Origin of the sequence: Asticcacaulis sp. W401b (assembly GCF_046503825.1) — a bacterium.
Classification (GTDB): Bacteria; Pseudomonadota; Alphaproteobacteria; order Caulobacterales; family Caulobacteraceae; genus Asticcacaulis.
Window position 1 is genome coordinate 155,801 of the sequence record NZ_JBKFEE010000002.1, and the last position, 22,070, is coordinate 177,870.

The window sequence follows — 22,070 nt, forward strand, 5'->3', positions numbered from 1 at the left end:
GTTTGGTCGCGATATTTTTGTCGAAAACCGCTCACACTTTTCGACATATCGCTCTAGGGTTTGTGGGGATTCATTTTGAGTTTATGACGGCGGCTGCGAGATAGATCATGGCCTTGAAGCTGTTATCGGTTTTGTCTGCTCTCATGGCGATGCGTTTGAACTCTTTGAGTTTGCAAAAGAAGTTCTCAACCAAGTGTCGCCATTTGTAGATTTCTTTGTCGATGTCCAAAGGCTTTGAACGCCGTGGATGTTGGGAAATGACGATCTTCGCCCCGCGTTCATTGAGATTATCGACGATCGAGTTGCTGTCGAAAGCCTTGTCGGCCAACAAGGCTCCGAAGCTGATGCCTGTCAGAAGCGGTTCAACGCCCACCGTATCGAACCGATGCCCCGGCAACAGTTCAAAGCGCACGAGATTGCCAAAGGCATCTGTCAAGGCGAGGATTTTAGTGGTCATGCCGCCCTTTGAGCGGCCTATGGCCTGGCTCTGAGTCCCCCTTTAGCGCCCTGGCCATGACGGTGGACCTTGACTATCGTGGCGTCGACCATCGCGTATTCCATATCTGGATCATCCGAGCAGGCATCAAATATCCGTTTAAAAACATCGGCTTTGCGCCAGTCACTGAAGCGGCGAAACGCTGTGCTCCAGTTGCCGTAATGCGCCGGAAGGTCGCGCCAAGGACTGCCGGTACGAGCAATCCAAAGCACGGCCTCCATAAAGCGCCGGTTATCTCCGCCGCTGCGTCCGGGGTCAGTGCGCTTCCCCAAACAGTGCGGTTCGATCTTGGCCCATTGGGCATCTGTCAGAATATTGCGGTCCATTAACAGTATGAATCACAATTCGATCCATCTGTGAATCCCCACAAACCCTAAATAATACCCGCGCAGGTGCGGGCCAGTGCCTTGCGCCGCGCCACACTCAGCTCAAGCCCCGTGACCTTCCAGTCGAGACCGTTGCGTGACACGACCAGATAGTCGTCGCCGCTGATGCGGTACTGGCGCGCGGCAAAGCTACCGTAGCGGATGCGCGGGTCCGGCTTCCAGTTGAGCTTGGCCGGTTGCGGTTTGAGGTATTTGAGCAGGGTGACAAAGCCCTGCGGCTCGCCCGCCGTCTGGGCGCACAGATGCAGGTCAATGGTCTTTTGCGGTTCGGGTTCAGGGGCCGATTTGGGTTTGCCACCAAACAGCGACGCGCCCTTGTCCCACATACGTTTCAGGAAACCTTCCTTGTGTTCGGCAGGCTTTGGTGCCGCTACCGGGATCACCTCATAGGGGGCGATCTCGATATAAAGACGGTTGGTGATGGACGTGCCGTCGATCAGAGCCTCTACGCGGGACACCTTACCGGCGCTGGCATAGGTCAGGGTGTCGATGGCCACGGCCTGCGCGCGATAGACATCCCAGCAGACAAGACCGCCGATGACCACCACCAGAACCGTCAATACGATCAGAATTCTGCGCCATTTGTGCATGGGAAGCCCCCTTTTCACCGCTTGTTTAAGCGTCAAAACGGCAAAAATTATGACAGAAGTTCCAGAAGCAGCCGGTCGAGTACCACCCGGCCCTTCGGCGTGGCGCGCAGACGCTGCGGCGTCAATTCCAGGAAACCCTCCGCGATAAGCTCATCCTGCTTGTTTAGCGGCAACCCGGCAATGCGTTCAAGCCGCACCCCTTCGATCAGACGCAACCCCAGCATCAGCGCCTCTTCGCTGGCCTCTTCGGCCGATAAGGGTTCGGGCGTCACGCTGTGGCCGGTTTTGCGGACACGGGCGATATAGGCTTTGAGATCAGCCTCAGCGACCGTGGCGTGACGTGAATTGTCAAAAGTCAGGCGACCATGAGAGCCGGGTCCCACCCCCACATAGTCCACGCCTTCCCATACGTTGATATTGTGCTGCGAGCGCGCGGCCCCGCCGCGCGCATGGTTCGACACCTCATAGGCCTCATAGCCCAGTTCGCTCAGAACAGACTGGGTTGTATCATAGAAGGCTTCGCCCTGTTCCGGGTCGGGAATGCGCAACTGCCCCCGCCTGGCGGCACGCCCGAAGGCGGTCTCGGATTCGAGGGTCAGTTGATAGGGTGAGATATGTTCGACACCCAGATGGGCGGCCCGGCGTAGCTCAGCCTCCCAGTTTTCAAGGCTTTGCTCCGGCAGGGCATAGATCAGGTCCAGCGACACGCGGTCAAAGACAGACAGGGCGGTCTCTAGTCCTGCGAGCGCTTCCCGCGCCGAATGGTTGCGCCCGAGAAAGCGCAGCGCCGCGTCATCCAGCGACTGAATCCCGATCGACAGCCGGTTGATACCCGCCGCCTGAAAGGCGCGATAGCGGGCGATTTCGGCATCGGTCGGATTGGCCTCAAGCGTGATTTCAATATCCGTTTCGACCGGAAACAGGGTTTTAGCCTCGGCGATCAAAGCCGCCACCCACTCCGGCTTCATCAGCGACGGCGTGCCGCCACCAAAAAACACCGAGGCCAGACGGCGCGGCCCCAGCCATGACGCCTGCGTCCTCAGGTCGGCGCGGATGGCCTCAAACAGGGCCTGCTGCGTGTCGGTCTGACCGCGATCGCGCGTGACATTAAAATCGCAGTAGGGACAGATGCGCGAACAATAGGGCCAGTGAATATAGAGGGCGACGGGGGCCGGGTTCAGAACAGCCATCCCTTCAACTGTTCGAAGGCCAGATGGCGGTGGCTGAGGCTGTCCTTCAGCGCTTCGTCCATCTCGGCATAGGTGATCTCATAGCCATCCGGCTGAAAGATGGGGTCGTAACCGAACCCCTTGTCACCGCGCGGCGCGACGATGTCGCCGTGCACCACGCCTTCGAAGACGACCGCGTGGCCTTCAGGCCAGGCGACAGCCAGAGCCGAGGTAAACCACGCCCGCGTCGAATAGGTGTCGGGATTGTGCACCTCGGCCTGAATCATCTTGTGATGGATGATTTCCATGGCGCGCGGAAAATCCTTCTGCGGTCCGGCCCAGCGCGCGCTGTAGATCCCCGGATCACCGTTTAACGCCGCGATGCTCAGGCCGGAATCGTCGGCCAGAGCCGGCAGGCCCGCCGCCATAGCCGCATGACGGGCCTTAAGGATGGCATTGCCAACAAAGCTGTTTTCCGTCTCATCCGGCTCCGGCAGGCCCAGACTGCCCGCCGAGACGATCTCAAACCGGCCATTGAGCAGGGTGTCGATTTCGCGCGCCTTGCCCGGATTGTGGGTAGCGGCAATCAGTTTCTGACCGGCAACAAGCGCAATCGACATGAACAGTCTCCGTTTGCCGACTGTGTAGCCTATGCCGCGCGCAATGAAAAAGCCGTAATTTGGCGATGACGGTTTTTTGTGGCAGAGATCGTTTTCATTTCTCGGCATAGGGTAGCTCATGCGTTTCTTAGGCCCGCGTTCGATTTCCAGCCTGCTCAAGACGGCCCTCGATGTCGTCTATTACGGCCTGTTCGCCATGATCGTGGCGGTGGGGATCGCCGCCCTGTGTTTGTTGTCGGTGCCGACTCTCGCCGCCGAGGTGATGGCGCGGATGAAGATGGTGGCGCAGATCAACGGCACGCAGCAGGCGGTGCTGATGCTGGCCTTTGCGGTGTCTCTGTCAGGCTATCTGCTGATCATGCGCTGGACACGACAGGTGTTCCGAACCTTGGCCGAAGGTGATGTCTTCCACCCGGACAATACGCTGCGCCTGCGCTGGATCGGCTTCGGACTGGCCGGGGTGGAGCTTTATTCCTACGCCTCGCGCGCTCTGGCCGAGGCCATACTGAAAATGCCGGTGGAGCCGGTCTATGGGATGCGGGCGGTAACGGCTTGGTTTTCGGTGCTGGTCGTCTTCGTGCTGGCCGAAGTGTTCAAGGAAGGGGCGCGGCTGAGGGCCGAAGCCAATCTGACCATATGAGCGTGACGATCTGTCTGAGTGAGCAACTGGCGCGGCGGCGTTTATCTCTGGTCGAACTGTCAGACCGGACAGGAATCGCCGTGCGGCATCTGGAATTGCTGCGCGATCAGAAGGCCGTGGCAGTGCGGTTGCGCACGCTGGAATCTCTGTGCCGGGCGCTCAACTGCACGCCCGGCGATCTGCTGGTTATCAATGACGAGGAATAGGTATTACTTGCCCGCCGCTACGCGTTGCAGGGCGAACAGTTCCGCCGCCCCTTGGGTGGCCAGATCGAACAGGGTGTTGAATTCATCGCGTGAGAAACCACGCTTTTCGCCGGTGGCCTGAATTTCGACGATGTGGCCCGAACCGGTCAGCACAAAGTTCGAGTCCGTCTCTGCGGTCGAATCCTCATCATAGTCGAGGTCGAGCACCGGTACGTTTTCATAGACACCACAGGACACGGCCGCGACCTGATCAATGATCGGGTTGGCGGAAATCAGCTTTTGCTCCAGCAGCTTGTCGCAGGCCAGAGACAGGGCCACCCACGCCGCCGTGATCGAGGCGCAGCGCGTCCCGCCATCGGCCTGGATCACATCGCAATCCAGCGTAATCTGACGCTCACCCAGTGCCTTGAGATCGACCACGGCGCGTAAAGAGCGCCCGATCAGACGCTGAATTTCCTGCGTGCGACCCGACTGCTTGCCCGCCGCAGCTTCGCGACGCGAACGGGTGTGGGTCGAACGCGGCAGCATACCGTATTCCGCCGTCACCCAACCCTGCCCCTTGCCCTTCAGGAAGGGCGGCACGCCCTGCTCCACGGACGCTGTGGCCAGCACCTTGGTATGGCCCACCGTGATCAGGCACGAACCTTCGGCATAGCGCGTCACACCCGTTTCGAGCGTCACCTTACGTAACTGATCCGCCTGACGGTTGGACGGACGAAAGGTTTTCAGGGCATTCAGGGCGTCGAATTGCGACATGGCGGGGACCTCCATTGTATGCGGACGTGCCTATCAGCATAGGTTCGCTTGGGCAAAGGTTTTTGTGGCGTGCTCCATAAACATAAATAATAACACAAGAATCCGACTTAAGCCCGCCGTCCCGTGTACCAAAGCACCTGTCGTAGACACGTCGCTTCGCTCAGCTATTGTGATAAAAAAGAAGGGGTCGTGTCAGACGATATTGTCTATTCCGCCGTCGTACACACCGACTATACGCCGTTCTTTCTGAGCCTGTTTGCAGGCTGGATAATCCTGTTTGTGGGGGTTTTATTCCGTGGCCGGCGCTTTGCGCTTTTCGCACTCCCGTTGGGGATCGCAATACCATTGGCCCAACTTGTTTTGGCGGGCTTTTGGAGAAGTCTGTTTGATTTCGAAATAGTAGCTTGGAATACGATCTACTGGCTAATACCCGGTCTTGTTGTGACCGGCCTCGGTCTGTTAATCCGACGGCTAACGATGAAAAACTAAACAGCACACCAGCCGTTTTTTAGTCCCGCTTTTCATCGACCTTGCGCGACACCTTGCAGTCCTTATCGACGCAGGCATAGGTGTTGCCGTTCTCATCGACCGGCTCTTTGCCCTTGTTTTTCAGCGATTTGGTAACGCGCCACGGGCCTCTGAGGGGCTCAAAATCACGGGTTTTGGTCTTTGGTTTCGGCTTGTAAGCGCTGGGGATTTCGGTCGTCGCAGTGTCGGTGCGCGTTTTGAACACGGGGGGTTTGGTCAGGGTCACCACCTCATCGGCTTGCGCCGCCCCCGCCATCACCAGCCCCATCGCGACCGTCATGCAGACTATGTTACGCATCAAGACCTCCCTGTTCAGATATTCTGATTGAGTCCTGCAATCGTGGCAATTTGGCGGCAAATGCGACGGCCCTCGCGAAGCCTCTTCACAAGCGCGCAAAGGCTTCTATATCCTTAAGCCATGAAAACATCGCTCTCGACCCTGATGAGTGGCACGGCCTCGCTGACCGAACTGGACGCGCGGGCGCGTGAGGTATTCCGTCACGTGGTAGAGGCCTATCTGGAAACCGGTGAGCCGGTGGGATCGCGCACCCTGTCCAAGGGCGGGATCGCCCTGTCCCCGGCCTCGATCCGCAACACCCTGTCCGATCTGGCCGAACTGGGTCTGCTCAGTGCGCCGCATATTTCTGCCGGGCGGATGCCAACGCATCAGGGCCTGCGCCTGTTTGTCGATGGCCTGCTGGAGGTCGGCGACGTGGCGCAGGACGCCAAGCGCGAAATCGAAGCGCGCCTGACGGCCAAGGGCATGACCTTCGACAGCGCCCTGCGCGAAGCCTCCAACCTGCTGTCAGGCCTTGCCGGTGGGGCGGGCGTGGTGATGACGCCGTCGTTTGAAGCCGGGGTGCGTCACGTTGAATTCGTCAAACTGGCCCCGGATCAGGCGCTGGCGGTGCTGGTCTTCGACGACGGACGGGTCGAAAACCGCCTGATGGCGCTAGATCTGGGCGTGACGCCCGCCGACCTGATCGAGGCCTCCAACTATCTCAGTACGCGCCTGAGGGGGCGCACGCTCAGCGAGGCCGGGCGCGATCTGCGCGCCGAGCTTGAGGCCGAACGTCAGCAGCTCAATGAGGCGGCGACGGGTCTGATTGCGCGCGGACTGGCCGCCTGGGCGGGCGGCGAGGCGGATAAGCGCGCGCTGATCGTGCGCGGACAGGCCAATCTGCTGGAGGCTTCGGCTCTCGAAGACCTTGAGCGCGTGCGCGCCCTGTTCGAGGATCTGGAAGAAAAGGAAGAGCTGATCAACCTGCTCGACAATGTGCGTTCGGCGCAGGGGGTAAGAATTTTCATCGGATCGGAATCGAAACTGTTTTCTTTGTCCGGTTCGGCTGTTATTGCAGCGCCCTATATGTTGGGCGGTCAGAGCCAGAAGGTCGTCGGCGCCATCGGCGTCATCGGGCCCGCCCGGTTGAATTATGCGCGCATCATCCCACTTGTGGATTACACCGCGAAAATCCTCGGCCGCCTGCTGGAGCAGGAACGGTCCTAACCCACAGAGTCTAAAGAGTAATGAGCGAAGAACATACTGAACAAGACGCCCCGTTCGCCAATGACGCCATCGACACCCTGAACGCGGCGCTGGAGCAGCTTCAGGCTGAAAACGCCGCACTCAAGGAACAGGCGCTGCGCTACGCCGCCGAGGCCGAAAACGTCAAGCGCCGCGCTGAGCGCGAAATGAACGACGCGCGCGCCTATGCCATTCAGCGCTTTTCGCGCGACCTTCTGGGCGTCGCCGACGTGCTGCAACGCGCGCTTCAGGCCGTCCCGGCGCAGATCGAAGACCCGGCTTTCAAGAACTTCGTCTCCGGTATCGAGATGACGGAAAAGGAGCTGGCCGGGGCCTTTGAAAAGAACGGCGTCAAGAAGATCGCACCGCTTAAAGGCGACAAGTTCGACCCCAACTTCCATCAGGCCGTTATGGAGCAGCCCTCCACCGAGGTCGAGGGCGGCAGCGTCCTGATGGTTATGCAGGCGGGCTATGAGCTGTTTGGCCGCACCATTCGCCCGGCCATGGTCGTGACAGCGGCCAAGACGGCCAGCGCCGCCAACGGGGCCTATAACGGTGGCGACAACGCCTCCGGCGGCACGGTCAATACGCAGGCCTGACCGACGAAAAAACCTCCCCGTCTCACGGGGAGGTTTTGCTTACAAATAGGTCTCAAACCACTTGAGCAGTTCGGCCCAGCCTTCCTTGGCGGCCTTTTCGTTATAAAGGGCGCGGTAGTCGGCGTGGAAGCCGTGCTTGGCGTCCTTATAGACCTCGATATGGCTGGGAGTCTTACCCGACGCTTTAAGCGCCGCGTTCATGCGCTCAACACTTTCCAATGAAATGCCGCCATCCTGCCCGGCATAGAGACCCAGCACCGGGCGGCGCAGGTCCGCCGCGCGGTCGATCGGCCATTGGCGGTCTTCCTTACCCAGAAAATCGGTCGCCGCCGGACGCTCCAGACGCCCGTACCACGCCACGCCCGCCTTGATGTCGGGGATGGACGACGCCGCCATCCACGTTACGGCGCCGCCCCAGCAGAAACCGGTAATGCCGATGCGCGAGGTATTGGCGAACTTCGTCTTGCCGAACACGCCCTTTGACTGACCGACATCGGGGTTGGTTTTCAACCAGGCGATCAGGGTTTTCAGGTCGCCCATCACCTGTTCATTGGTCGCGGTTTCGACCAGCTTGCGGATTTCGGCGGTGTCTTTCAACGCCGCCGCATTGCCCTTACGCGCAAAGGGGTCAAAGGTCAGGGCCACATAGCCCTGATGCGCCAGACGGCGGCAGACATCACGCAGATAGTCGTGCAGGCCGAAAATTTCCGGCACGACCAGCACCACCGGACGGCGCTTGGCGTCTTGGGGCAAGGCAATATAGGCCGGGATGGCGTAATCGCTATCGGTCGGCACGGTCAGGTCCTTGGCGATCAGACCGGCCGAAGGGGTGGACACCGGCGATTGCGCTGCGGCAGCCCCGGCCCCCAGCGCATAGCCGGCGAAGAACAGCCCGGCTATGCCGCGACGACTGACGTGGAAATCCCGCGCTTCGCTGCCTTCGGGGCGCGTCAGGGGCAGATTGTTCGTGGTCATTGGCAAGTCTCCCGGCATCTGTCTTTGTGTGCCCTACCTAACAACAGGATGCGGGCCACTGCAATACGGACCACCTTTATGACCGCGTTCTGAAAAACCCTAAAAATAATGCCAGCATTGCGATGGCCCCTCTTGCAGGCCGCCACGCGCCCCTTATATCGGTTGCAGATTTGGGGGTGCCGAAAATCACCGGCGGCTTCCAAAATTGGTAAAATTCATCTCACCGGGGATGGACAAGCGGGGTGCTTATCTTCAAAAGGCCTCGAAAGCCCATTGCCTTAAACGGAGTAAATCTGGACTCATGGCTAAAATCATCGGTATCGACCTTGGTACGACCAATTCGTGCGTCGCCGTCATGGACGGCAAGAACCCGAAGGTCATCGAAAACGCCGAAGGCGTTCGCACCACGCCGTCGGTGGTCGCCATCGTGGACGACTCGGAGCGCCTGATCGGGCAGCCCGCAAAGCGTCAGGCGGTCACCAACCCCTCCAATACCTTCTTCGCCATCAAGCGCCTGATCGGCCGCACCTATAACGATCCGATGGTCCAGAAGGACAAGGGCATGGTGCCCTATGAAATCTCCAAGGGCCCGAATGGCGACGCCTGGGTCAAGGCCCACGGTAAGGACTATTCGCCGCAACAGATCTCGGCCTTTATCCTGCAAAAGCTGAAGGAAGACGCCGAAGCCTATCTGGGTGAAACCGTCACTCAGGCCGTCATCACGGTTCCGGCCTACTTCAACGATGCCCAGCGTCAGGCCACCAAGGACGCGGGTAAGATCGCCGGTCTCGAAGTCCTGCGCATCATCAACGAGCCGACCGCCGCCGCTCTGGCCTATGGCCTCGACAAGAATGACGGCAAGAAGATCGCCGTCTATGACCTCGGTGGCGGTACGTTCGACGTCTCGGTGCTCGAAATCGGTGACGGCGTCTTCGAAGTGAAGTCCACCAACGGCGACACCTTCCTGGGCGGTGAAGACTTCGACATGCGCGTCGTCGATTACCTCGCCGACGAGTTCAAGAAGGAAAACGGCGTCGATCTGCGTTCGGACAAGCTGGCACTGCAACGCCTCAAGGAAGAGGCCGAAAAGGCCAAGAAGGAACTTTCGACGGTCGCGCAATACGACCTGAACCTGCCCTTCATCTCGATGAATGCGTCGGGCCCGCTGCACCTGAACCTCAAGCTGACCCGCGCCAAGCTGGAAAGCCTCGTTGAGGACCTGATCCAGAAGACCATCGCCCCCTGCCAGCAAGCGCTGAAGGATGCCGGTCTGAAGGCGTCGGACATCGACGAAGTCGTCCTCGTCGGCGGCATGACCCGTATGCCCAAGGTCGTTGAAGCCGTGAAGGCCTTCTTCGGTCGCGAGCCGCACAAGGGTGTGAACCCGGACGAAGTGGTGGCGCTCGGTGCCGCCATTCAGGCCGGCGTGCTGCAAGGCGACGTCAAGGACGTGCTGCTGCTCGACGTGACCCCGCTGACGCTCGGTATCGAAACCCTGGGCGGCGTGTTCACCCCGCTGATCGAACGCAACACCACCATCCCGACCAAGAAGTCGCAGACCTTCTCGACCGCCGACGACAATCAGTCGGCCGTGACCATCCGCGTCTTCCAGGGCGAGCGTCCGATGGCTGCGGATAACAAGCTGCTGGGTCAGTTCGACCTTGTCGGCATCCCGCCCGCCCCGCGTGGCGTGCCGCAGATCGAAGTCACCTTCGACATCGACGCCAACGGTATCGTCAACGTCAATGCCAAGGACAAGGCGACCAACAAGGAGCACTCGATCCGTATTCAGGCCAATGGCGGCCTGAGCGACTCGGACATTGAGGACATGATCAAGCAGGCCGAGGCCAACAAGGCCGAAGACGAAAAGCGCAAGGCGCTGATCGAGGCCCGCAATCAGGCCGACGCTCTGGTCCATTCGACGGAAAAGGCCCTCAAGGACTTCGGTTCGAAGGTCGCCGCCGAAGACAAGACCGCTATCGAAACCGCTCTGGCCGATCTGAAGACGGCCAAGGACGGCGAAGACGTCGAGGACATCAAGGCCAAGCATCAGGCGCTTCTGACCGCTTCGATGAAGCTGGGTGAAGCCATGTACGCCGCCCAAGGCGCGGGCGAAGCCGGTGAAGAGGCTCAGGCCGATGACGGCGTCGTTGATGCCGAGTTCGAAGAAGTCGATGGCGACGGCAAGAAGAGCGCGTAAGTCAGCGCTTTGACAAGTCAAAAGGGGGAGTCTGATTTCGGTTGGGCTCCCCTTTTTTTGAGTTTTTTATAACATCGGATATGCTGCCGGTGTGAATGTTGCAGGCAACCTAGGCGTGGGCTTGGGTCATGTTTATCGCGCATCTGGTTTCGGAACCCGTAAGGCTGTTTTCCGAATGCGCTTAGAGGACTGCTGAGTAAAAATGGCGCGTGATTATTACGAAATTCTGGGCGTGGCCCGCGATGCGGATGACGCGACGCTGAAATCGGCCTTCCGCAAGAAGGCGATGGAGCATCACCCTGACCGCAATCAGGGTGATGATCAGGCCGAGGCGCGCTTCAAGGAAGTCAATGAAGCCTATTCGGTCCTGTCCGACGCCAACAAGCGTGCGGCCTATGATCGTTTCGGACACGCCGGTGTCAATGGTCAGGGCGGTGGCGGCTTCGGCGGTCAGGGCGGCTTTGGCGGGCAGGGCTTCGGCAATGTCGAAGACATCTTCTCCGAAATGTTCGGCGACATCTTCGGTGGCGGGGGCGGTGGCCGCCGCTCAGGCCCGCAACGCGGCCCCGATGTGCGCTATGATTACGAAATTACGCTGGAACAGGCCTATAAGGGCGCGGATGTCGAGCTGAACGTGCCGACGACCCTGACCTGCGAAGTCTGTAAGGGCTCAGGGGCCAAGGCCGGCACCAAGCCGGTCACCTGCCACACCTGCGGCGGCGCGGGCCGCGTGCGTACCTCCAACGGTTTCTTCGCCGTAGAGCGCACCTGTCCGACCTGTAACGGTCAGGGTCAGGTGATTAAGGAGCCCTGCACCAACTGCCACGGTCATGGTCAGGTGCGCGCCAATCGCAAGCTGAACGTGCGCATCCCCGCCGGGGTCGATGACGGCGCACGCATCCGCCTGTCCGGTGAAGGTCAGGCCGGCGCCAATGGCGGGCCGCGCGGCGACCTCTATATCTTCCTGTCGGTGGCCGAACACGAAATTTTCGAGCGCGATGGTGCCGACCTGCACTGTCAGATCCCCGTACCCATGCCGACCGCCGTTCTGGGCGGCGAGGTCGAGGTGCCGTGCCTGATGGGCGGCGAAGGCTGCGACGGCACCTGCAAGCTGGAAGTCGCCATCCCCGAAGGCGCGCAGACCGGCCACAAGGTCAAGATCAAGGGCAAGGGGATGCCGGTGCTCAATTCGAAACAGCGCGGCGATTTGCTGGTCGAACTGTTCGTCGAAACGCCAAAGCACCTCAGCGCCCGTCAAAAGGAACTGATGAAGGAATTTGCCGAAATCGCCGAGGCACAGTCCTACGCCCAGTCGCAAGGCTTTATGCATAAAGCGAAGCGGTTCTGGGACGACATCACGGGCACGGCATAGCCCCTCATGAAAAAGTCTTGCGCTGACGCGCAATACGTTTTTCATGGATCTGAATAGACAAATCCGGCTCGGGGCGGCCCGTCGCCGGATTTGACTTATTGGCGCCCGCTCCCTAGAGGAGCGGGCAGCTTATAAACCTCCGGAGTGATCATGACCCAGATTCGTTTTGCCGTTGCCGGAGCTAAGGGCCGCATGGGTCAGGCGGTTATCCGTGTACTGAATGAGCGCGAATTGATCGTCGCCACCACCTTTGACAAGGGCGACGCCATTGACCTGTCGCAGGCCGATGCGGTGATTGACTTCACCACCCCCGTGGCCACTCTGGCTTTGGCCGAAGCCTGTGCCGCTGAGGGTCAAGAGCGCGGCAAGGCTTTGGCGCATATCATCGGTTCGACCGGCTTCATGCCGGAACAGATTGCCGCCCTCGAAGCCTATGGCGACCGCAACATTGTGCTGCGTTCGGGGAACTTCTCTCTGGGCGTCAATATGCTGATGGGGCTGGTGAAACAGGCGGCGGCCAAGCTGGGGCCAGACGCCTGGGATATCGAAGTGCTGGAAGCCCATCACAAGCGCAAGGTCGATGCGCCGTCGGGCACTGCCCTGATGCTGGGGGACGCCGCTGCCGACGGGCGCGGGGTCGATCTCAAGGATGTGCGCGTGGCGGCACGCGACGGCCTGACGGGTCAGCGTGAACCGGGAACGATCGGCTTTTCGGTCATTCGCGGCGGCGGCATTATCGGCGAACACAGCGTGCTGTTTGCCGCCGAAGACGAGGTGATCACCCTGTCGCATTCAGCGCGCGACCGCACCTTGTTCGCGCGCGGGGCCGTCGAAGCGGCGTTATGGGCGACGGCGCAGTCGCCCGGCCTTTACGATATGCAGGACGTTCTGGGCTTTCGCTGAGTCAATCGCCTTACACCCAGCGCTTCGGTCAGCCAGACAGGCCCAATGGCCACCAGCGCCATGAGCGCAAACTGGATGCTGTATTCCGGCTCACCAAAGTCGGGGGCAAGGGGCGGCAGGCCGTATAGCAGGGGCCAAAGGCTACTGAAAACGAGGGTCAGGCACAGGGCGACCAGCAATCGCGCCGCCACCGGCAGCCAGATCAGGAGGGCGGCGATCACACCCGCCAACAGCGCCGGCCACAGATTGAGGCCGTTCAGCGCCGCTTCGACCAGATCGCTCAGCAATCCGTACAGTTCGAGGGTTTCTGTCATGGCTCATCACCCAGATTCGCGTATTGGGCGAGTCTGAGGTGCTTCGCCGGGCGGGTAAACCCGGCGATCCTGCACAATTGCGTGAAATAAGGGGATTAGCCCCGCCCGGTCGAGCCGAAGCCGCCCGCCCCGCGCGCCGTGTCGTCAAGGCTTTCGACCACTTCCCATTCAATGCGGGCGTGACGCGCCACCACCATCTGCGCGATGCGGTCGCCGCGGCGGATTTCAAAATCCTCGGTGCCCAGATTGACCAGAATGACCCCGACCTCGCCGCGATAATCGGAATCCACCGTTCCCGGCGAGTTGAGGCAGGTAATGCCGAATTTCAGCGCCAGCCCTGAACGCGGGCGCACCTGCACCTCAAACCCCAGCGGTACGGCAACCTTCAGCCCGGTAGGGACCAGCGCCCGCCCCAGCGGCCTGAGCGTCAGTACCTCACCCTCGGCGATAGCGGCGCGCAGGTCGAGACCCGCCGAGCCCTCCGTCTCATAGGCGGGCAGGGCCAGACCGGCGGCGTGCGGCAGCTGGATGATATGGGCGGTCGGAGTGTAGGTCATTTCAGCCTTGTCGTCAGATACTGGATGAGGTCGGCGGCCACTTCGGCCTTGGTCAGGTGCTCGCCGGCCGTCGGGCCCGAAGCGTCGATAAGGATCATATTGGTGGTGTCTCGGTCAAAGACGTCCTTCGACACGTCATTGGCCAGAATGGCGTCGGCCCCCTTGCTGCGCAGCTTCGTCTGGCCATAGACCTCGACATTGCGCGTTTCCGCCGCAAAGCCGATGACCAGCGTCGGACGCAGCGTCGGGTGGTGGCCGATACTGGCCAGAATGTCGGGATTTTTGACCAGCGTCACCGTCAGTTCGCCGTCCACGCCCTTCTTCTGCTTATCGCGGGCAATCTCTTTGGCGCGCCAGTCGCCCACCGCCGCCACACCGATAAACACGTCGGCAGGCAGAGCCGCGTGCACCGCCTCGTGCATCTCCGCCGCCGTTTCCACGTCGATACGGGTGATGCCCGCCGGGGTCGGCAGGCTGACCGGGCCAGACACCAGCGTCACGCGCGCCCCGGCCTCGGCTGCCGCGGCGGCGATGGCATAGCCCTGCTTGCCGGAGGAGCGGTTGGTGATGCCGCGCACGGGGTCGAGAGGCTCAAAGGTCGGCCCCGCAGTGATCAGCACATGGCGGCCCTTTAAGGGTTGCGCCTTCGGCTTCAGCGCGGCCTGAATCGCGGCAAAAATAGCATCAGGTTCGCTCATGCGACCCAGACCGTATTCGCCACAGGCCATATCCCCTTCATCAGGCCCGCTGAACAGCACGCCATCAGCGCGCAAGGTCGCCAGATTGCGCTGCGTGGCCGGGTGATGCCACATGCGGACATTCATGGCTGGCGCCATCAGAACGCGCTTGTCGGTGGCGAGCAAAAGCGTGGTTGCAAGATCATCGGCCTGCCCGTTGGCCGCAGAGGCCATCAGATTGGCCGTCGCTGGAGCCACCACCACCAATTCGGCCTGACGCGACAGGCTGATATGGCCCATTTCAGTCTCATCGGTCAGGTCAAAAAGGTCCGTATAGACCTTGTCCCCTGACAGGGCGGCGGCACTCAAGGGCGTGACGAACTGCTGGGCGGCCTTCGTCAAGACAACGCGCACCGCCAGACCCGCCTTTTTGATCAGGCGGATCAGCTCCAATGATTTGTAGGCGGCAATGCCGCCGCCGACGATCAGCAGTATACGAGGTGGGCTTGCAACAGTCATAAGAAGGTCTTTAATGGCCTTTGCGAGGGTCTGGCAAGACATATGGGGGACGCATGAGGATCGCACAACGCCTTCTTGTGGCATGGGGGCTTCTGTTGCTTGCGGCCTGCGATGCCGGGCCGTCGGCCGTCCTATCGGATGAAAAGAGCGAGGCCCCGGCAAGGCAGGTGGCCCCGGTCGAAGCCGCGGCGCCCCGCGCCACCCCGTCTGAGGCACTATCGCCAGTTCAGGCCGATGCCCCGGCAAAGCGCGAAGACAGCGACGCCATACGTCTGCCCGTCGGCCCGCAGGTGGAAATCACCTCCACCCACTATGGTGACTGGCCTTTGTGGTCGTCGAACCGCAAATACAGCGCCTATCAAAACGCCACCCATCATTTTGAAAAGCATGGGGGCGAGGTGGGTGCGCGGTCGTATGAGGAATGGCTAGGCATGGTGCACGGTTTTATCCATGCACCGCCCGAGGGGGTTGAAACCCTGGTTCGTAACAATGGCGACACTTTGTTTTATGATTCCAGGCGCAATGTCTTTGCCGTAATGACAAAAAACCGAGCGCCGCGCACCCTGTTCCGCCCCTCAGAGGGGGCCCGCTACTGGCAGAAACAGAAACAGATCGAGGCGAAGCGCCGTACAATCACGCGTGATAATTTTGACCCCAGCGTCGATTAAATTCTTTTTAGATAAAATGATTTAAGGTGGGCGTAAGTGATAACCTCCCGGTCAGAGCTGTGATATCCTTAAGTAAAAGCCTGCGTGCCCTTTTCAGCGTCTCCGCCAATGATCCCGAACTGGCGGTGGCGCAGTTTCACGCCTTGTCACGGCAGGTGCCCCTGCTCTATTTCCTGCTGATCGTCAGCTCTCTGGCCGTCAGCTATACTTTTTCCCACCTAGCCCCTCTGTGGCTGTCGGTATGGCTGCCGGGCACCTTGTGCCTGATCGCCGGTGTTCGCGGGATTCACTGGTGGCGCAAGCGTCATCAAACCGTGACCCCTGACTTTGCCGTCGCTCAGCTTCGCCGCACCACCAAGATGGCGGCATTTCTGGCTATTGGGTTTATGAGCTGGGGCCTGAGCCTGCACCCCTACGGCGATCCCCACGCGCAGGGCCATGTTATCTTCTACATGGGCATCACGGTCGTTGGCTGTATCTTCTGCCTTATGCATCTGAGATCGGCCGCTATTCTGGTGACATTGATCGTCAATGTGCCCTTTATTCTGTTTTTCGGTTTGTGGGGTGATCAGACTGAACAGGCGATTGCCGTGAATATTGTGCTAGTCAGCGCAGCCATCCTGACCATTCTGATGACGCACTATCGCGACTTTGCTGACCTGGTGCGTTCGCGTCGCGACCTGATGACCAAGCAAGCCGAAACACAGGCCTTATCCGACGAAAACTTTCGCATAGCCAATCTCGACGCTCTGACCGAACTGCCCAACCGCCGCCGCTTCTTTCACGATCTGGAAAAGGCCTTTGCCGAGGCGCAGGCCGGACGGTTGGCCCTGTCCGTCGGGGTGCTTGATCTCGATGGCTTCAAGCCGATCAATGACACCTATGGCCACGCCACTGGTGACCGGGTGTTGAGCGAAACCGCGCGCCGGCTTGAAAAGGCCTGCCTGGGCTTTATCGACGCTAAGGCCGACATCTACCGGCTGGGGGGAGATGAGTTTGGTCTGATCGTGCGCGATGCGGCGTCCGACGAGGCTTTAAGTGAGGTCGGTCGCGATCTGACCGATGTTGTACGCCTGCCCTTTACCATCGGCAGCACACACGCCCACATGGCCTGCTCCATCGGCATGGCGACGTGGTGCGAGACCATACAGTCAGCGGAAATCCTGTTCGAGAATGCCGACTATGCGCTCTATTATGCGAAGCGCAATCTGCGCGGTCAGACCGTTCTGTTCAGCGACAAGCACGCGGCAGAAATCCGTACCCAGACGCAGATCGAACGCCATCTTCTGTCCGCCGATCTCGAACAGGAGCTGATCCAGCTGTTTCAGCCGATTGTCGATCTGAAAAGCGGTCGTGTGCTGTCTTTTGAGGCTCTGGCTCGCTGGTACAGCCCGCAATTGGGGCTGGTTGCGCCAGATGTGTTTATCCCTGTGGCCGAACGCGCCGGCCTGATTGGTGGCGTCACCCGAGTGCTTCTGGAAAAGGCGCTGCGTGAAATGCGTAACTGGCCTGAGGATATCGGTCTGTCTTTCAATCTGTCAGCCCATGACATCTGCGCCGCCGAAGGGGTGGTGCGACTGGTAGCCATCGTCAATGCGTCCGGCATTGACCCCCGACGCATCGACTTTGAAATCACTGAAACGGCGATGGCGCACGATTTCGTCAAGGCCCGTCAGTCCATGCAAATGCTAAAAACCCTCGGCTGCCACCTGTCTCTGGACGATTTCGGCACCGGCTATTCGTCGCTGAGCTATGTCCACCGCCTGCCGCTTGACCGCATCAAGGTCGATCGCAGCTTCGTTACTGATATCGAAAACGACAGCGCCAGTAAGGTGGTGCGCTCCATGACCGGGCTTTGCAGCGACATGGGACTGAAATCGATCATCGAGGGCGTCGAAACTCAGGAACAGCTGGGACGCTTGCGCGAAATGGGCTGCGACATGGCGCAGGGCTATCTATTCGCGAAGCCGATGCATCCCAGCATGATCGCCGGTTATCTGGCCGACACCAACCGAATTAAAGCCAGCCACGCCGTTTAAAAACCCAGTAGGGCACCAGCACAGCCACGCCCATAAGACCCAGCGCCAGTGGGTAGCCCAACGCCCAGTGCAGTTCCGGCATGTGGTCGAAATTCATGCCGTAAATGCCAGCGACCAGTGCTGGCGGCAGGAAAAAAACCGCCGTGGTCGAAAAGATCTTGCCGATCTGGTTCTGTTCGACATTGATCATCCCCAGCGCGGCATCAAGCTGAAAGCTGATCTTGTTCGACAGGAAGGTCGTCTGCTCAGCGATGGACTGCGTATCCTTAATAAGGGTGCCCAAAGCGCGGCTATGATCGGACTGACCGGCGGGCGTATGGGTACGCAGAAAGCCCGCCACCCGCTGAAGGCTCGATATGCTTTCGTGGATGCGTGAGTTGAGGTCGGCCAGCAAGCCTAGTGACTGCAGCACACCGTGCATGATGTCCGATGGCGTACCCTTCTCGCCTTCAAATCCGCGCGGTGAAAAGATGCGCCGCGACAGGCCGTCAAGACCGGCAATCACCTCATCGGAATGGACCACGGTTCGCAGCACAATGGCTTCCAGCAAGCCCGTCAGGACGTCCACACTGTCCGGAAAGGCCTTTGGCGTCAAAAGCAAGCGTTCCTGAAGCGATAGAAAGGGCGGCGGATCGATATCGCGCAGCGTAATCAGGAAATCCGGCGTCAGGATAAAGGTCACCGTTCCGCAGGCGCGCGCGTCGCGGTCGTCGCTAATGACGGCGGCGGTCATATAGGCGGTACCATCGCGCGTGTACATGCGGTTGAGCGCGTGGTTGCGCCAGGTTTCTTCACGCGTCGGCAGGGCGATATTGAGGTTTTGCGGCAGATGCCGCAGTTCCTCTTCGGTGGGGTTGAGCAGGTCGATCCACACCGGTTCGTCCGGGACGTTCTGGTCGGCCTTTTGCTGGGTTTCCGAGATACGCTCGCCGATGCGGTGGAAAATGGTGATCATGCAACGACCCTTTTCCGTTCATCCTGCGCCCAAAGCCTTGCTTAATATTTAAACTGGAGAGGCGTGGCCGCGCTCAGGCGCGCGGCGCCTGTTCTCAAAACCGACTGATGGCGATCCACACCATAACGCCCAGAGCCAGTACCGAGGCGATCAGGGCCAGGGTCGAGACGGTGCGGCTGTGGCGCAGTTCGGATTGCAGGGAGATGAACGCCCGCCTTTCGCGTTCGCGGTCCGCCTCATCGTCGTCATCCAGCTTTAGCTTATGCGCCAGCTTGTCGATCAGGCGGCGCGCCTCGGCGACCGGCGACAGTTCCGACTGAATGAAGTCGCGCACCACCGGCCGGGCGGCTTCCCAGATATCATGTTCCGGATAGATGCGCCGCGCCACGCCTTCGACACTGACCATGGTCTTTTGCAGCAGGACCAGTTCAGGCCGCAGGTGCATGTCGAACTGCGCCGTGATCTCAAACAGTTGCGTGAGAAGCCGTCCCATCGACACCTCGGTCGCGGCCCGCCCCAGCACTGGCTCCCCCACGGCGCGCAGGGCCTGCGCGAAGGCCTGAACATCGTGATGCTTGGGGACGTAGCCCGCTTCGAAATGCACCTCGGCCACGCGCTTATAGTTGCGGCGCAGGAAGCCCCACAGCATTTCGGCCAGATAGAGCCGTTCCTTGGGCTTGAGCCGCCCGACAATGCCGAAATCAATCGCCGTCAGCTTATCCGGGGCCTGCGCAAACAGATTGCCCTCGTGCAGGTCGGCATGGAACATGCCGTGGTTCAGCGCCTGAGACAGGAAGGCGCGGATCAGGTTGTCGGCCATGGCCTGCGGCTGAAGACCCGGCTGGGTCAGGGCTTCGGGACGGCTGAGCGGGATGCCTTTGGCCCATTCGATGACCAGAACGCGCTTAGCCACATGGTGCCAGACGACTTTTGGTGCCGACATATAGGGTTCGGCATTGATGATCTGCCCCAGTTCGTCCGCTGCCGAGGCCTCAAGCCGCAGGTCCAGCTCCAGCAGGAGCGACTGCGCCACCGTAGCGACAAAGGCTTCGGGCTCCAGACGGCGCGAGGCGGGCGACAGAAAGGCGATGATTTTGGCCGCCAGCGTCATCATGGCGATGTCGTCGGCAATGATCTGCTCGATGCCGGGGCGCAGAATCTTCACCGCCACCTGCCGCCCGTCTTTCAGGATGGCGCGGTGCGCCTGCGCGATGGAGGCGGCCCCGATGACTTCGCCAAATTCAAAGAAGACGCCATCGACCGGCTTTTCCAGCGCCTCTTCGACCAGACGTCGCGCCGTCGCCGCATCAAACGGCGGCAACTGATCCTTCAGGTGGCTGAGGTCGCGGATAAATTCATCCCCGAAGATGTCGCCGCGCGTTGAAAGCACCTGCCCCAGCTTGATAAAGGCCGGGCCCAGCTTTTCAAAGGCACGGGCATAGCGTAGCCCCACGCGGTCCTGTGGCCCGCGACGCGCAAAGAAAAAGCGCAGGGAATTGGAAAAGAAACGCGAAGGCGGATTGAGCTGATAGCTCAGTTCGCGCGGGATCAGCACGTCCTCACGCATCAGGACGAACCCGGCCTTGATCAGGCGGAAAAACGAAGAGAACACCGACGCCAAGGCTTACGTCCAGCCGTAATGCAGGGCGCACACCCCGCCGGTGAAGTTGGTAAAGCCCGTGCGACGGAAACCCGCCTTGTCCATCATGCCGCGGAAAGTCTCCTGATCCGGGAAGCGTTTGATGCTTTCGACCAGATACTGATAGGAATCGCGGTCATTGGCGATCATTTGCCCCATGAAGGGGATGATTTTAAAAGCGTAAAATTCGTAGCTGCTTTCAATGAGTCCGGTCGTCGGATGTGAAAATTCCAGACAGAAGAAGCGACCGCCGGGCTTTAGTACGCGTTTGGCCTCATTGAGCGCTACCTGCACGTCGGCGACGTTACGGATACCAAACGAGATGATGTAGGCGTCTACGCTATTGTCGGCGACAGCGAGATTCATAGCATCGCCGACTGACCAGGTGATTTCCGGCTCAGAACCCTTTTGGATGCCGGCCTCGATCATCGCCTGATTATAGTCGATGATGCGGATCTCCGCGTCTTTGCCGCCTCGGCGGGCCTTGGCGGCCCGCGCTAGCCTAGCCAGACGCCGCGCAATGTCGCCCGTGCCGCCTGCACAGTCGATGATCACTTCACCTGGCTGCGGGTTGAGCTTGGCACAGGCCGCGTCCTTCCACAGGTGGTGGACGCCCACCGACATGACGTCGTTCATCAGGTCGTATTTGGCGGCGACGTTTTTGAACACGCCGTGGACCAGATTGACCTTTTCCTTCGCCTCCACATCGCGGAAGCCGAAGGTGGACATTTTGGGGGATTCGGAAGGGGCCGTCTGTTCGCTCATGCGAGGGTTTTTAGACCAGCCGCGCGGCTTTGGCGATAAGGAAAGTCCTTATTTGGACGCCTGCGTCGTTTTTTCCCGCCCGATCAGGGCCAGAGCCGCCTTAGCGCGGTATTCGTCCAGCGACACCTTATGGTCTTCGTTGTCGTCATAGAGCGAGATGAAGAATTTGGCATCGGCCTTTATCGCCTCCGGATCATTGCCCGTATGCGGCAGACGCGGGGCCTCGTCTTCGGTGATGAAGCCGTCGCGAGTGCGGTCAAATTCGGCAAAGATACGCTTGATTTCGGCTTCACGCTGCGCAGGGGTCATCTTGTCCGTGCGCTCGGTAAAGTTGGGCTTGTGCTTCGGGTCGATGACGTCCTGCGCCACCACCGCGCCCGGCACAGCCAACAGGGCCAGTGAAATCAGGGTCGCACGCATGAAGAGTCTCCCGGACAGTATCTTACGCATCATATGAGAGTTTACCCTGCCCATTCAATGGGGCGGCATTGGGGCGGGCAAAAGAGGGCCTTATGAGGATGCGCCTATGTAGAGGCCGATACTCTGGCGACTATACCGTCACCGACGAAGAACGCGACTGGCACGCCGAGCGCGTAAAGCTCTTGCAGGACACCGTCGCCAAGACACGGTTTACGCCCCACGCCAAGGGGGTCAAAAGAGCGGGGTTTATGCGGCTTGAACGGCGGGCTCGAGGGAGAACAGCTCGAACTTCCTATAAATTAGCTTAAGAGATACAAAGGATTTATTGACGCTCAAGCTTTGACGTCGACTTAATATAAGCTACGACAAAGAATAAAACAAATCCAAACAAACCATTCCATATAGCAGGAACAGTCAAAATACGCCCTAATTTTTCGGACTCGTGCATTCGACCGATAACTATAGGAATTCCTATATACATAGCAATCGATATCTGAAAGACATAAGCTTGCCAAGAAATTTCCTTTAGAAAAAGGCCTCCTGTCCGTTGAT

Annotated in this window: 24 protein-coding genes; 10 read left to right on the top strand and 14 right to left on the bottom strand. The window is 59.9% G+C overall.

Going from position 1 to position 22,070, the window contains the following annotated elements; translation table 11 throughout:
• Positions 1–70 precede the first annotated feature (70 nt).
• The 4 genes from ACK8OE_RS05420 to ACK8OE_RS05435 form a co-directional block, all read right to left on the bottom strand.
• Positions 71–822 (bottom strand): IS5 family transposase gene (locus ACK8OE_RS05420; protein WP_410271718.1). Its coding sequence is split into 2 segments (ribosomal slippage): positions 71–492 and positions 492–822, totalling 753 coding nucleotides; the frame shifts between segments, so codons are not numbered across the junction.
• A 47-nt stretch (positions 823–869) separates the two neighbouring features.
• Positions 870–1,472, bottom strand: coding sequence for a hypothetical protein (locus tag ACK8OE_RS05425; RefSeq protein WP_410271719.1), 603 nt, complete (start codon positions 1,470–1,472; stop codon positions 870–872).
• Between the two features lie 47 nt (positions 1,473–1,519).
• A complete protein-coding gene (gene hemW, locus ACK8OE_RS05430) occupies positions 1,520–2,662 on the bottom strand; it encodes a radical SAM family heme chaperone HemW (RefSeq protein WP_410271720.1) in 1,143 nt (380 codons plus the stop codon).
• A complete protein-coding gene (locus tag ACK8OE_RS05435; RefSeq protein WP_410271721.1) occupies positions 2,650–3,261 on the bottom strand; it encodes a non-canonical purine NTP pyrophosphatase in 612 nt (203 codons plus the stop codon). The genes hemW and ACK8OE_RS05435 overlap by 13 nt, the downstream gene beginning before the upstream one ends.
• A 118-nt stretch (positions 3,262–3,379) precedes the next feature.
• On the opposite strand from ACK8OE_RS05435, the gene ACK8OE_RS05440 reads away from it, so the two are divergent.
• Both ACK8OE_RS05440 and ACK8OE_RS05445 read left to right on the top strand, forming a co-directional pair.
• Positions 3,380–3,901, top strand: coding sequence for a DUF2975 domain-containing protein (locus ACK8OE_RS05440; protein ID WP_290793682.1), 522 nt, complete (start codon positions 3,380–3,382; stop codon positions 3,899–3,901).
• The gene (locus ACK8OE_RS05445) at positions 3,898–4,107 is read left to right on the top strand and encodes a helix-turn-helix domain-containing protein (protein WP_410271722.1); all 210 of its coding nucleotides are present in this window, start codon (positions 3,898–3,900) and stop codon (positions 4,105–4,107) included. Before ACK8OE_RS05440 ends, ACK8OE_RS05445 begins: the two co-directional genes overlap by 4 nt.
• A 3-nt stretch (positions 4,108–4,110) precedes the next feature.
• On the opposite strand, the gene rph is transcribed toward ACK8OE_RS05445, so the two are convergent.
• Positions 4,111–4,863: a ribonuclease PH gene (gene rph, locus ACK8OE_RS05450; protein WP_126422193.1), complete on the bottom strand. Its 753-nt coding sequence runs from the start codon at positions 4,861–4,863 to the stop codon at positions 4,111–4,113.
• A gap of 189 nt (positions 4,864–5,052) precedes the next feature.
• On the opposite strand from rph, the gene ACK8OE_RS05455 reads away from it, so the two are divergent.
• The gene (locus ACK8OE_RS05455) at positions 5,053–5,352 is read left to right on the top strand and encodes a hypothetical protein (protein WP_410271723.1); all 300 of its coding nucleotides are present in this window, start codon (positions 5,053–5,055) and stop codon (positions 5,350–5,352) included.
• 19 nt (positions 5,353–5,371) lie between these two features.
• Here the strand turns inward: ACK8OE_RS05455 and ACK8OE_RS05460 are convergent, their stop codons facing one another.
• Positions 5,372–5,689: a hypothetical protein gene (locus ACK8OE_RS05460; RefSeq protein ID WP_410271724.1), complete on the bottom strand. Its 318-nt coding sequence runs from the start codon at positions 5,687–5,689 to the stop codon at positions 5,372–5,374.
• Positions 5,690–5,809: 120 nt separating this feature from the next.
• On the opposite strand from ACK8OE_RS05460, the gene hrcA reads away from it, so the two are divergent.
• Both hrcA and grpE read left to right on the top strand, forming a co-directional pair.
• Positions 5,810–6,898 (top strand): heat-inducible transcriptional repressor HrcA, encoded by a 1,089-nt coding sequence (hrcA, locus tag ACK8OE_RS05465; protein WP_410271725.1) that lies wholly within the window; start codon positions 5,810–5,812, stop codon positions 6,896–6,898.
• Between the two features lie 20 nt (positions 6,899–6,918).
• Positions 6,919–7,515 (top strand): nucleotide exchange factor GrpE, encoded by a 597-nt coding sequence (gene grpE / locus ACK8OE_RS05470; RefSeq protein WP_126422185.1) that lies wholly within the window; start codon positions 6,919–6,921, stop codon positions 7,513–7,515.
• Positions 7,516–7,554: 39 nt separating this feature from the next.
• On the opposite strand, the gene ACK8OE_RS05475 is transcribed toward grpE, so the two are convergent.
• The gene (locus tag ACK8OE_RS05475; protein ID WP_290793697.1) at positions 7,555–8,490 is read right to left on the bottom strand and encodes a dienelactone hydrolase family protein; all 936 of its coding nucleotides are present in this window, start codon (positions 8,488–8,490) and stop codon (positions 7,555–7,557) included.
• 301 nt (positions 8,491–8,791) lie between these two features.
• Here ACK8OE_RS05475 and dnaK point away from each other — a divergent pair, with 301 nt between their 5' ends.
• The 3 genes from dnaK to dapB all read left to right on the top strand — a co-directional run bounded on the left by dnaK (position 8,792) and on the right by dapB (position 12,965).
• The gene (gene dnaK, locus ACK8OE_RS05480) at positions 8,792–10,690 is read left to right on the top strand and encodes a molecular chaperone DnaK (protein ID WP_126422181.1); all 1,899 of its coding nucleotides are present in this window, start codon (positions 8,792–8,794) and stop codon (positions 10,688–10,690) included.
• Between the two features lie 202 nt (positions 10,691–10,892).
• Complete coding sequence (gene dnaJ, locus ACK8OE_RS05485) at positions 10,893–12,062, top strand: molecular chaperone DnaJ (RefSeq protein ID WP_290793703.1); 1,170 nt, start codon at positions 10,893–10,895, stop codon at positions 12,060–12,062.
• Between the two features lie 150 nt (positions 12,063–12,212).
• Entirely contained in the window at positions 12,213–12,965 is a 753-nt protein-coding gene (gene dapB, locus ACK8OE_RS05490) for a 4-hydroxy-tetrahydrodipicolinate reductase (protein ID WP_290793706.1), read from the top strand.
• On the opposite strand, the gene ACK8OE_RS05495 is transcribed toward dapB, so the two are convergent.
• The 3 genes from ACK8OE_RS05495 to coaBC all read right to left on the bottom strand — a co-directional run bounded on the left by ACK8OE_RS05495 (position 12,932) and on the right by coaBC (position 15,032).
• Positions 12,932–13,279: a hypothetical protein gene (locus ACK8OE_RS05495; protein ID WP_410271726.1), complete on the bottom strand. Its 348-nt coding sequence runs from the start codon at positions 13,277–13,279 to the stop codon at positions 12,932–12,934. The genes dapB and ACK8OE_RS05495 overlap by 34 nt on opposite strands.
• A 95-nt stretch (positions 13,280–13,374) precedes the next feature.
• Positions 13,375–13,836 (bottom strand): dUTP diphosphatase, encoded by a 462-nt coding sequence (gene dut / locus ACK8OE_RS05500; RefSeq protein ID WP_410271727.1) that lies wholly within the window; start codon positions 13,834–13,836, stop codon positions 13,375–13,377.
• On the bottom strand, positions 13,833–15,032 hold the full coding sequence (coaBC, locus tag ACK8OE_RS05505; RefSeq protein ID WP_410271728.1) for a bifunctional phosphopantothenoylcysteine decarboxylase/phosphopantothenate--cysteine ligase CoaBC: 1,200 nt from the start codon (positions 15,030–15,032) through the stop codon (positions 13,833–13,835). Before coaBC ends, dut begins: the two co-directional genes overlap by 4 nt.
• A gap of 53 nt (positions 15,033–15,085) precedes the next feature.
• Here coaBC and ACK8OE_RS05510 point away from each other — a divergent pair, with 53 nt between their 5' ends.
• Together ACK8OE_RS05510 and ACK8OE_RS05515 are read left to right on the top strand one after the other, a co-directional pair.
• Positions 15,086–15,700, top strand: coding sequence for a hypothetical protein (locus tag ACK8OE_RS05510; protein ID WP_410271729.1), 615 nt, complete (start codon positions 15,086–15,088; stop codon positions 15,698–15,700).
• Between the two features lie 59 nt (positions 15,701–15,759).
• Complete coding sequence (locus ACK8OE_RS05515) at positions 15,760–17,739, top strand: putative bifunctional diguanylate cyclase/phosphodiesterase (RefSeq protein ID WP_410271730.1); 1,980 nt, start codon at positions 15,760–15,762, stop codon at positions 17,737–17,739.
• Here the strand turns inward: ACK8OE_RS05515 and ACK8OE_RS05520 are convergent.
• The 4 genes from ACK8OE_RS05520 to ACK8OE_RS05535 all read right to left on the bottom strand — a co-directional run bounded on the left by ACK8OE_RS05520 (position 17,717) and on the right by ACK8OE_RS05535 (position 21,518).
• Entirely contained in the window at positions 17,717–18,694 is a 978-nt protein-coding gene (locus tag ACK8OE_RS05520) for a magnesium transporter CorA family protein (RefSeq protein ID WP_410271731.1), read from the bottom strand. The genes ACK8OE_RS05515 and ACK8OE_RS05520 overlap by 23 nt on opposite strands.
• A 94-nt stretch (positions 18,695–18,788) precedes the next feature.
• Positions 18,789–20,315, bottom strand: a complete 1,527-nt coding sequence (gene ubiB, locus ACK8OE_RS05525) for a 2-polyprenylphenol 6-hydroxylase (protein WP_410271732.1) — start codon at positions 20,313–20,315, stop codon at positions 18,789–18,791.
• Between the two features lie 3 nt (positions 20,316–20,318).
• A complete protein-coding gene (locus ACK8OE_RS05530) occupies positions 20,319–21,062 on the bottom strand; it encodes a class I SAM-dependent methyltransferase (protein ID WP_410272023.1) in 744 nt (247 codons plus the stop codon).
• A gap of 84 nt (positions 21,063–21,146) precedes the next feature.
• Positions 21,147–21,518 (bottom strand): EF-hand domain-containing protein, encoded by a 372-nt coding sequence (locus tag ACK8OE_RS05535; protein WP_410271733.1) that lies wholly within the window; start codon positions 21,516–21,518, stop codon positions 21,147–21,149.
• Positions 21,519–22,070: the final 552 nt, after the last annotated feature.

Coding starts and splice junctions, on each gene's coding strand:
- ACK8OE_RS05425 (WP_410271719.1), bottom strand. CDS start 1,472: ATGCACAAATGGCGCAGAATTCTGATCGTATTGACGGTTCTGGTGGTG.
- hemW (WP_410271720.1), bottom strand. CDS start 2,662: ATGGCTGTTCTGAACCCGGCCCCCGTCGCCCTCTATATTCACTGGCCC.
- ACK8OE_RS05435 (WP_410271721.1), bottom strand. CDS start 3,261: ATGTCGATTGCGCTTGTTGCCGGTCAGAAACTGATTGCCGCTACCCAC.
- ACK8OE_RS05440 (WP_290793682.1), top strand. CDS start 3,380: ATGCGTTTCTTAGGCCCGCGTTCGATTTCCAGCCTGCTCAAGACGGCC.
- ACK8OE_RS05445 (WP_410271722.1), top strand. CDS start 3,898: ATGAGCGTGACGATCTGTCTGAGTGAGCAACTGGCGCGGCGGCGTTTA.
- rph (WP_126422193.1), bottom strand. CDS start 4,863: ATGTCGCAATTCGACGCCCTGAATGCCCTGAAAACCTTTCGTCCGTCC.
- ACK8OE_RS05460 (WP_410271724.1), bottom strand. CDS start 5,689: ATGCGTAACATAGTCTGCATGACGGTCGCGATGGGGCTGGTGATGGCG.
- hrcA (WP_410271725.1), top strand. CDS start 5,810: ATGAAAACATCGCTCTCGACCCTGATGAGTGGCACGGCCTCGCTGACC.
- grpE (WP_126422185.1), top strand. CDS start 6,919: ATGAGCGAAGAACATACTGAACAAGACGCCCCGTTCGCCAATGACGCC.
- ACK8OE_RS05475 (WP_290793697.1), bottom strand. CDS start 8,490: ATGACCACGAACAATCTGCCCCTGACGCGCCCCGAAGGCAGCGAAGCG.
- dnaK (WP_126422181.1), top strand. CDS start 8,792: ATGGCTAAAATCATCGGTATCGACCTTGGTACGACCAATTCGTGCGTC.
- dnaJ (WP_290793703.1), top strand. CDS start 10,893: ATGGCGCGTGATTATTACGAAATTCTGGGCGTGGCCCGCGATGCGGAT.
- dapB (WP_290793706.1), top strand. CDS start 12,213: ATGACCCAGATTCGTTTTGCCGTTGCCGGAGCTAAGGGCCGCATGGGT.
- ACK8OE_RS05495 (WP_410271726.1), bottom strand. CDS start 13,279: ATGACAGAAACCCTCGAACTGTACGGATTGCTGAGCGATCTGGTCGAA.
- dut (WP_410271727.1), bottom strand. CDS start 13,836: ATGACCTACACTCCGACCGCCCATATCATCCAGCTGCCGCACGCCGCC.
- coaBC (WP_410271728.1), bottom strand. CDS start 15,032: ATGACTGTTGCAAGCCCACCTCGTATACTGCTGATCGTCGGCGGCGGC.
- ACK8OE_RS05510 (WP_410271729.1), top strand. CDS start 15,086: ATGAGGATCGCACAACGCCTTCTTGTGGCATGGGGGCTTCTGTTGCTT.
- ACK8OE_RS05520 (WP_410271731.1), bottom strand. CDS start 18,694: ATGATCACCATTTTCCACCGCATCGGCGAGCGTATCTCGGAAACCCAG.
- ACK8OE_RS05530 (WP_410272023.1), bottom strand. CDS start 21,062: ATGTCCACCTTCGGCTTCCGCGATGTGGAGGCGAAGGAAAAGGTCAAT.
- ACK8OE_RS05535 (WP_410271733.1), bottom strand. CDS start 21,518: ATGCGTGCGACCCTGATTTCACTGGCCCTGTTGGCTGTGCCGGGCGCG.